Genomic DNA, 9,527 nt, shown 5'->3' with positions numbered 1-9,527 from the left:
TGAAACCTGATTTTCAAAATGAGATAGGAGAGGATAGATTTGAGATATGAGACCTATGACCATACAAGGAAAAGCCGGTTGACAGGCAGTGTTCTTTAATGTAAAAAACCTCGCAGTTTTTAAAAACCTGCGAGGTTCCATAAGTAAATTCGTCATCTGGTATCATCATCCTGAACTTGTTTCAGGATCTATTCTACCATTAAGATGCTGAATTAAATTCAGCAGGACGATCGCGCGTACTTCTCAAATTAAATCAGATTAACTTTGCTGCTCTCTTTTGTTAATAAAAAAGTAGACAGGCACCCCCAATAAAACAATCACAAGCCCTGGCCAGGTATATTGTTGTTTATAAATTAAGAGCAAAATGCAAAATGCTGCTCCAATCAATAAGTAAATAATCGGTGTAACTGGATATAACCAGGTTTTATAAGGTCTTTCGAGACCAGGTTGTTTTATCCTTAAATAAATAACACCAAAAACAGTAATCATATAAAAGAGCACAATGACAAAGGATATCATATCTAAAAGATTACCATATTGCCCACTTAAACATAAAGCAGATGCCCAAATGCCCTGCATCCAAAGTGATCTTTCAGGAACTCCATTTTTATTGTTTTTTAATGCTGCTTTAAAAAACATCCCATCTTTTGCCATGGTTTGAAAAACCCGTGCACCTGCCAATACGATTCCATTAACACAACCGAAAGTAGAAATCATTACCAACAATGCAATTACAATTGTGCCGATTCCACTACCGAAAATCTGTTCTGAGGCTGCAACAGCAACCCGATCATTGAGGGCAAATGCAATACTCTCTCTGTTTAGGGTATTGAGATAGATAAAATTGACTAATAAATAAAGGATCATCACTGCTGAAGTACCTAAAACCATAGAACGTACAACATTTTTTTTAGGGTTTTCGATTTCTCCCGAGACAAAAGTTACATTCTCCCAGGCCACACTCGAAAATACCGAACCAACCATGGCCGCTGCAATTCCCCCCATTATTGCCATTCCGGAAATGGATTCCCATCCCGATTTCAAGAAATTGCCGCTTGGATCTGTTTTAAGATTATTGAAAGCATCCCAGCCAAAGCTCATATTTCCGGCCCAAAAACTGTTTTTCACCAAAAGAAAGCCTAAAATAATTAAGCCGATTAAAGCGACAATTTTAGACCCAGTAAAAATGTTCTGCAAAATTTTACCGCCTTCAACACCTTTTGTATTAATATAGGTTAAAAGCAGAATCACACCGATGGCTAAAATCTGTATCCAGGTAATTTTATAACCACCGCTTTGAAAAATTGGAGCAGCATCGTTTAAAGCTGGTATTAGATAGGCCGTAAATTTACCAAAAGCAACAGCAACAGCTGCAATAGTGCCGGTTTGAATTACAGTAAACAAGCCCCAGCCATAAAGAAATCCCATCATTTTACCGAAAATCTCTTTCAGGTAAGTATATTGCCCGCCTGCTTTAGGAAACATAGAAGAAAGTTCTCCATAAGAAATTGCAGCTGCAACAGTCATCACTCCAGTGATCACCCATACCACAATCAACCAATAACCAGAACCTAGATTCCGCATGATGTCGGCACTAACAATAAAGATACCGCTTCCGATCATCGAACCCATTACCAGCATGGTGGCATCAAAAAGACTTAATTTTCTTTTAGAAGGTCCATCTTCTTTTTCAATATTCATTTTTAGTTTGGTTTAGTTTGTGGCTAATTTATTTAAAAAAAAGAAAATAGGAGTACTTCGCTTGTATTATTTTAATTGAGCGAAATTTTATTCTACTTGACAATGAAAAATTTAATCACAAGAAAAATATTTTATTATCTTGCTAGATATAAGTACGTAGTTTGGAGAGAAGCGTTTGGCGCTGAACGTTTGAAATAGATTAAACAATTGACCGATTTAAACAGTTCACCAATTAAACAACAATGTAAACAACTAACCAAATATAAATCAATTATTAACTATGGATTTTTTACAAAACAATTTAATTTACTGTATTCCGGCGCTAGGCCTTGTTGGGATTATAGTTATGATGATTAAAAGCGCCTGGGTAAACAAGCAAGATGCAGGTGATAAAAACATGCAGGAACTTGCTGGCTATATAGCCGATGGCGCTATGGCCTTTTTAAAAGCCGAATGGAGGGTATTGAGCATTTTTGCTGTTTTTACGGCTGCTCTCCTAGCCTACTCTGGAACAATTACCGAAATTAAAGGTGTTCCGATGCATTCGAGCTGGATTATCTCTATTTCTTTTATTATTGGAGCGGTATTTTCTGCAACTGCGGGGTATATCGGGATGAAATCGGCAACAAAAGCCAATGTAAGAACCACACAAGCGGCGAGAACAAGTTTAAAACAAGCGTTAAAAGTTTCTTTTACTGGCGGCACCGTAATGGGCTTAGGCGTAGCTGGTCTTGCTATTTTAGGTTTAGGTGGATTATTTATCGTTTTTCTACAAATATTTCATGTAACGAGTGTCGATAGTACCGAAATGAGAACTGCTATCGAAGTATTAACCGGTTTCTCGTTAGGTGCTGAATCAATCGCTTTATTTGCCCGCGTTGGTGGTGGTATATATACCAAAGCTGCCGATGTTGGTGCCGATTTAGTGGGAAAGGTAGAAGCCGGAATTCCGGAAGATGATGTGCGTAACCCCGCAACCATTGCCGATAACGTAGGTGATAACGTAGGTGATGTTGCAGGTATGGGTGCCGATTTATTCGGTTCTTATGTAGCAACCATATTGGCCACCATGGTTTTAGGACAAGAAATTACCGTAACAGATAAATTTGGCGGCATGTCTCCTATCCTTTTGCCTATGGTAATCTGCGGATTGGGTATTTTATTTTCGATTGTAGGCACTTGGTTTGTAACCATTAAAGATGATAAATCAAATGTTCAGACGGCTTTAAATCTAGGTAACTGGTCATCAATTTTGATTACAGCAGTAGCTTCGTTCTTTATCGTAAAATGGATGTTACCCGAAACATTAAACTTACGTGGTTATGAGTTCTCTAGTATTAATGTGTTTTATGCCATTATTGTTGGTTTAGTAGTGGGTACAATTATGAGTATTGTTACCGAATATTTTACCGCAATGGGCAAAGGCCCTGTAAATTCTATTATCCAACAATCATCGACCGGACATGCGACCAATATTATTGCAGGTTTAGCTGTTGGAATGAAATCGACTGTTATTCCAATTTTGGTTTTAGCAGGAGGAATTATGTTATCGTACCACTTTGCGGGTTTATACGGTGTAGCCATTGCAGCAGCAGGTATGATGGCCACTACGGCTATGCAATTGGCCATTGATGCTTTCGGACCAATTGCGGATAATGCAGGTGGTATTGCCGAAATGAGTCAGTTACCTCCTGAAGTGCGTGAGCGTACCGATAATTTAGACGCCGTTGGAAATACAACTGCAGCAACCGGTAAAGGATTTGCCATTGCATCTGCAGCCTTAACCTCTTTAGCTTTATTTGCTGCTTTTGTAGGTATTGCAGGTATTACCTCGATAGATATATATAAGGCACCAGTTTTGGCAGGATTATTTGTTGGTGGGATGATTCCTTTTATCTTCTCTGCACTTTGTATCCAGGCGGTTGGTAAAGCTGCAATGGATATGGTTCAAGAAGTCCGTCGCCAGTTTAGAGAAATTCCTGGCATTATGGAGTACAAAGCTAAACCAGAGTACGAAAAATGTGTAGCCATTTCAACCAAAGCATCAATCCGCGAAATGATGATGCCCGGCGCTATCGCCTTAATCACGCCGATAATTATTGGTTTCACCTTTGGCCCGGAAGTTTTAGGTGGATTATTGGCCGGAGTAACCGTTACCGGTGTATTGATGGGGATTTTTCAGAGTAATGCAGGCGGTGCCTGGGATAACGCCAAAAAATCTTTCGAACAAGGTGTAATGATCAATGGCGAAATGCACTACAAAAAATCAGAACCACATAAGGCTTCGGTAACAGGGGATACTGTAGGCGATCCTTTTAAAGATACCTCGGGCCCTTCAATGAACATTTTAATCAAATTAATGTCTATTGTTTCACTAGTTATTGCTCCATACATCGCAGTTAAGGCAATTGCCAGCGAACATAAGCAAGAAGTTCGAAAAGAAATCAGAATTGAGCAAAAAACCGATAGTTTAGGTAACGTAATTACGGATACTTTAACCAATACCACCGACACTTTAAGGCGTTAGTTGTAAAAACATTGATAAAATAATAGCTAAAGGGATTTTTTAACCAAAATCCCTTTTACATTTCCGTAATTTTTAATTACGTTTGGAGCTGAATTAATCTAAACAAAAACTATAATATGGGTTTATTTACTAAAAAGCCAATGCATCTATTGCTTGAAGAAGCAGGTGATTCAAGCAAAGGCTTAAAGCGCACACTTAGTGCAGGTGCATTAGTTGCATTAGGTGTAGGGGCTATTATTGGTGCCGGGCTATTTGTTCGTACTGCTGCTGCAGCCGCTCAAAATGCTGGACCATCAGTTACAATCGGTTTTATAATAGCTGCAATAGGCTGTGCTTTGGCAGGTTTATGTTATGCCGAACTCTCTTCTTCTATTCCAATCTCTGGTAGTGCATATACTTATACTTATGCTACTATGGGCGAGTTAATGGCTTGGGTTATTGGATGGGATTTAGTGTTGGAATATGCTGTAGGTGCCGCTACTGTAGGTATAGCCTGGAGCGAATATCTGAATAAACTATTGGTAGAAGTATTACATACCTCACCCATACCCTACGAGTGGTGCCACTCGCCTTTCCAATCGCATCCAGATGGTACCGTAAATGGAATTATGAATCTTCCTGCCTTGTTTATAGTAGGCTTGTTAAGTTTACTTTTAATTAAAGGAACTTCAGAATCTGCTTTTGTAAACGGTTTAATCGTAATTACCAAAGTGGGTATTGTTATCTTAATTATTGTTTTAGGTTGGGGCTTCATCCACGAAGCAAATCACCATCCATACATTCCGGCTGCTACCACTTATGTAGATCATGCAGGTATTAGCCATAGTTTTGGTGGTTTCTGGGGCGTTATTGGTGCTGCCGGAACGGTATTCTTTGCCTTTATCGGTTTTGATGCTGTAAGTACTGCCGCTCAGGAAACTAAAAACCCTAAAACAGCAATGCCAATTGGTATTTTAGGATCGTTAGCAGTTTGTACTGTATTATACATATTATTCGCACACGTTTTAACGGGAATTGCACCAGTTGAGTTTTTCAGAACTAAAGGTGGTGAAGCATCTGTGGTAGCTGCAATTAGCGAATATATGACCGGGTACTCATGGTTATCTAAATTAGTAACAGTAGCTATCTTAGCTGGTTTCTCTTCTGTAATCTTGGTGATGTTATTAGGCCAAAGTCGTGTATTTTACTCGATGAGTAAAGATGGTTTATTACCTAAAATGTTCAGCGATTTACACCCTAAATTTAAAACACCTTATAAAGCAAACTTAGTGATCTTGGTAATAGTAGGTTTATTTGCTGCATTTATCCCTGGTGATGTAGTTGGTGATATGACCAGTATCGGTACATTATTTGCATTTATGTTGGTTTGTGTAGCGGTAATCATCTTAAGAAAAACTGATCCAGATCTTCCTCGTCAATTCAGAACACCTTGGGTACCTTTAATTCCGATTTTGGGTGTTGCTGCCTGCGGTTTAATGATCCTTGGTTTAGGCTGGACAAACTGGTTAAGATTATTTGGCTGGTTAGCATTAGGATTTATCATTTACTTTGGATACAGTAAAAAGAATTCTCATTTGAAAGACGCTAAATAAGTTATATTTTCAAAAAAATTAAAGCCTCGACTTAAAGTCGGGGCTTTTTTTATGTTAAATAATTATTAATAAAACTACCTTTGCAAAAAATTGATAACATGTACCGCTATTTTGCTAAATTTAAGATCACTTATTTCTTCTTAACGATTGTTTTGCTATTCATTTCCGCTGCGGGATATGCGCAGAGAACAATTAACGATGTAATGGATTCTACCACGGTTAACCATTTGCTCATTATCTCTAAGAAATATGGCTCATTATCTTTTAGCGGATACCTGCAGCCTCAATTCCAGGTTGCGCAAGCAAATGGCACACAGGCAGAATACCAGGGAGGTAATTTTGGCGAGTTTACCAATAATCGGTTTAGGTTAAGAAGAGGTCGTTTAAGGGCAGATTATATGATGTTAACAGATGATGGCAGTCCTTCTACTTATTTTGTACTTCAGTTTGACGGTACAGAACAAGGCGTTGCCATTCGTGATTTTTGGGGACGTTATTACGAAAATAAATGGAAAATACTGGCGGTTACTTTAGGGCTTTCAGGCCGTCCGTTTGGAAACGAACTGCAATTATCTTCTTCAGTGAGGGAAGCGCCGGAGCGTGGCCGGATGTCGCAGATTTTAATGAAAACAGAACGAGATCTGGGGGCTACGTTTACCCTAAATCCTCGTTGGAAAGATGCCCGGTTGAAAAACTTTGTATTTGATTTTGGTATTTACAACGGACAAGGCCTAGCCGGTGCTGGAGAATTTGATAATAGTAAAGATTTTATCTTCAGGTTAAGCCATAAAACCTATGCATTCAATAAATTTACCATTGCGGGCGGTATAAGTACGCTGCAAGGCGGCTTAAACCATCGTTTGCCCGTAAGTTATAAGATGGATAGAATCGACAACCAATGGAGAATGATGAAGGATTCGTCGGCCAATACCATCAATAAGGTTGCTCCAAGGAGATATTATGGTGCCGATATTCAGCTGGCTACAAAAACCAAGAGCTGGAAATCTGAATTAAGGGCAGAAGTGGTATCAGGCCTACAAACTGGTACCTCAACGACCTCAACCACTCCTGGCTCTTATCCCGTTGACAGTAAATCGGTCGCCCTGCCTTATTATACCCGAACCTTCAATGGTGCTTACTTTACATTTGTACAAACCTTGAATAGCACCGACAATCAGCTTATTTTAAAATACGATTGGTATGATCCAAATTCAAAGGTGAAAGGGCTTGATATTTCAAATACTCAGGGGCTTTCTCCAGCGGATGTCCGTTTTGATACTTTTGGATTTGGTTTTTTACATCATTTTAACCCACATTTTAAGGCTGTACTTTATTATGATATCATTAAAAACGAATCGACCCAAATTCAGGGTTATACTGCTGATAGAAAAGACAATGTGCTTACGTTAAGAACACAGTTCTATTTCTAATAAATAACTGTACAATTGAGGAATTGATACAAATTCCGCTACCTTTGCTTAAAATTGCGCCGCTATGAAATTCGATTTTATGACGTTCAACTTAAGCCAGATCCTATCCACAACGATGGTGCTCTTCGCTATTATCGATATTTTGGGCGCCATTCCCGTTGTAATCGAATTACGTAGAAAAGCAGGTCATATCGAATCAGAAAAAGCATCTTTAGTCGCTACAGGCTTAATGATCCTCTTTTTATTTGTTGGCGAATCGTTATTAAAAGTAATCGGATTAGATGTAGAATCTTTTGCCATTGCGGGTTCTTTCGTGATCTTTTTTATTGCCATGGAAATGGTATTGGGATTAACGATTTTTAAAGAAGAAGCACCAGAAACAGTCTCCATCGTTCCGTTGGCTTTTCCTTTAATTGCCGGAGCAGGAACAATGACTACCCTACTTTCGCTAAAAACAGAATACCATACCCAGAATATTTTAGTGGGCATTATACTCAATATGTTGTTTGTATACTTTGTATTGAAAAATACCAACAGACTGGAAAAACTTTTCGGAAAATCGGGCTTGAACATCTTACGTAAAGCCTTTGGGGTAATTTTATTGGCTATAGCGATTAAATTGTTCAGAAATAATACTGGGCTTTAAGGAGGTTCAGCTAGATCGTCATTTCGACTGAAGCCTACCAATTTTTCATTGGTAGCGAAATGGAGAAATCTTTGAATGTAAGGTTAAAGATTTCTCCACTACGGTCGAAATGACGATCACACTATTAATGACGATTCTTTAATCAATCTGTAACAATAATTCCGTATATTCATCTAACAATAAAGCTTACATCATGAACAGCTTTGAAGAATATACCTTAATAATTGGAGCAATAGCCGTTTTAATCGAAGCGGTGAAATACGTCAGAAGGAATTTCAGATCCTGGTTTGAACATACGTAGCGTCTCTAAAGCGATCGTCATGCTGAATTTATTTTACAAGTAGAAACAGTGTTTTCAATTGTCTTGTAGCTACTACGTGGTCAGCATATATGTTAAGACCCTGAAATAAATTCAGGGTGACGAACCGAGTAATTAATCCTGGCTTTTCTTAATCAACCTCGCCACAAACATCGTATCGGCATTGTTTTCATAACCCTTTATCAATTCCATTTTTTCCAGCGCTAATGGCAACTGATCAATCATATGCTGAACAATGGCTTCATTTTCTTCGGCAAAGGCAGAGCAGGTAATGTAAATTAAGGGCTTACCCGGCTTTAAATATTTTACAATATTTTGGACAATCCCCTTCTGGATGCTGGCAAATTGATTAATTTTCCGTTCCTCGAAAAATGTAAGCATTTCGGGTGTTCTGCCCCATGTTCCTGAACCAGTGCAGGGCGCATCCAAAATGATCCCGTCAAATTGATAGTGGTGTAAAACCTGATCGTTGTTCTGTAAAAGATCCAGTTCCTTTTTATGGTACTTTTTGATACCGGCTAAGCGGAAACGTTCATCTAAATTTAAGAGTACACTTTCTCTCAGATCAGAAACCAAAAGCTCAATCACAGGCTCCAAACTATGCAACAGCAGCGTTTTCCCACCAGATGCCGCGCAGCAATCCCACCATTTATCCCATTTGTTCGGTTTAAAATAATTGCCCGTATGCTGAGAAGATAAATCCTGAACCTGATAACTACCTTCTTTTAATATGGTTTCTAACTTGGTTCCATTAGGCAAAGCCAGAGCAGTATCAGAAATCGCTTTAACCGCAATGTTTTCATCTTGTAATTTTGCAATAATAGCTGCAGATTCTTCTTCACCTATCCTGATAAACAGATCTGGCTGTTTAAAGAATGAGGTACTAAATGCTTCCCGGTCTAATCCATCAGATAGATTTGCGTGAAACGGATATACCTCCTGCAAATCAAAATCCGGATACCTGGTTTTAATGATGGATATTTTTTCTCCCAGCGGCAGTATAATACTTTCCTTTAATTCCGGCAGATTTTTCTCTACAATAAGGCTAAGTGTATCGTGGCATAAGAAATCGGCAATACTTAAACGTTCTTCCTGTGGAAGTGCCGATAAAGCCTTACCTAATCTAAAAAAGCTATACATATGACGTGTAGCCCATCTCCTATCGGATGAACCCATTTGCTTATGCTGCTTAAAATAGGTTGGTAGAAAACGATGCAAGGGCATACTTCCATCATAATTACTCAAAATCTGTTCAAAGGCTCTTAACTGATGATCTGCTCTCATGCGATAATTGAAATGGAAGAAAAAATTA

General features: G+C 38.7%; 6 protein-coding genes. 4 read left to right on the top strand and 2 right to left on the bottom strand.

Features of this window, described 5'->3' with window-relative positions; all coding sequences use genetic code 11:
- Positions 1–258: 258 nt before the first annotated feature.
- Positions 259–1,701 carry an APC family permease gene (locus J7E57_RS20075; protein ID WP_215131211.1) on the bottom strand — a complete coding sequence of 481 codons (1,443 nt, stop codon included), beginning with the start codon at positions 1,699–1,701 and terminating at the stop codon, positions 259–261.
- Positions 1,702–1,981: 280 nt separating this feature from the next.
- On the opposite strand from J7E57_RS20075, the gene J7E57_RS20070 reads away from it, so the two are divergent.
- From J7E57_RS20070 to J7E57_RS20055, 4 genes are all read left to right on the top strand, one after another.
- On the top strand, positions 1,982–4,228 hold the full coding sequence (locus J7E57_RS20070) for a sodium-translocating pyrophosphatase (protein ID WP_215131213.1): 2,247 nt from the start codon (positions 1,982–1,984) through the stop codon (positions 4,226–4,228).
- 116 nt (positions 4,229–4,344) lie between these two features.
- Positions 4,345–5,820, top strand: coding sequence for an amino acid permease (locus J7E57_RS20065; RefSeq protein WP_215131215.1), 1,476 nt, complete (start codon positions 4,345–4,347; stop codon positions 5,818–5,820).
- 98 nt (positions 5,821–5,918) lie between these two features.
- Positions 5,919–7,250: a porin gene (locus J7E57_RS20060; protein ID WP_215131217.1), complete on the top strand. Its 1,332-nt coding sequence runs from the start codon at positions 5,919–5,921 to the stop codon at positions 7,248–7,250.
- Positions 7,251–7,329: 79 nt separating this feature from the next.
- Positions 7,330–7,896: a MarC family protein gene (locus J7E57_RS20055; protein WP_029274105.1), complete on the top strand. Its 567-nt coding sequence runs from the start codon at positions 7,330–7,332 to the stop codon at positions 7,894–7,896.
- Between the two features lie 433 nt (positions 7,897–8,329).
- Here the strand turns inward: J7E57_RS20055 and J7E57_RS20050 are convergent, their stop codons facing one another.
- Positions 8,330–9,499, bottom strand: coding sequence for an RsmB/NOP family class I SAM-dependent RNA methyltransferase (locus J7E57_RS20050; RefSeq protein WP_215131219.1), 1,170 nt, complete (start codon positions 9,497–9,499; stop codon positions 8,330–8,332).
- Positions 9,500–9,527: the final 28 nt, after the last annotated feature.

The organism is Pedobacter sp. ISL-64 (assembly GCF_018613605.1).
Taxonomy (GTDB): Bacteria; Bacteroidota; Bacteroidia; order Sphingobacteriales; family Sphingobacteriaceae; genus Pedobacter.
Note: the sequence above shows the minus strand (reverse complement) of the source record. Positions and strands in the feature narration are given on the sequence as shown.

What these genes read in the sequence shown, in the direction of transcription:
- J7E57_RS20065 (WP_215131215.1), top strand. Translation starts at nt 4,345, where the DNA reads ATGGGTTTATTTACTAAAAAGCCAATGCATCTATTGCTTGAAGAAGCA.
- J7E57_RS20060 (WP_215131217.1), top strand. Translation starts at nt 5,919, where the DNA reads ATGTACCGCTATTTTGCTAAATTTAAGATCACTTATTTCTTCTTAACG.
- J7E57_RS20075 (WP_215131211.1), bottom strand. Translation starts at nt 1,701, where the DNA reads ATGAATATTGAAAAAGAAGATGGACCTTCTAAAAGAAAATTAAGTCTT.
- J7E57_RS20055 (WP_029274105.1), top strand. Translation starts at nt 7,330, where the DNA reads ATGACGTTCAACTTAAGCCAGATCCTATCCACAACGATGGTGCTCTTC.
- J7E57_RS20070 (WP_215131213.1), top strand. Translation starts at nt 1,982, where the DNA reads ATGGATTTTTTACAAAACAATTTAATTTACTGTATTCCGGCGCTAGGC.
- J7E57_RS20050 (WP_215131219.1), bottom strand. Translation starts at nt 9,499, where the DNA reads ATGAGAGCAGATCATCAGTTAAGAGCCTTTGAACAGATTTTGAGTAAT.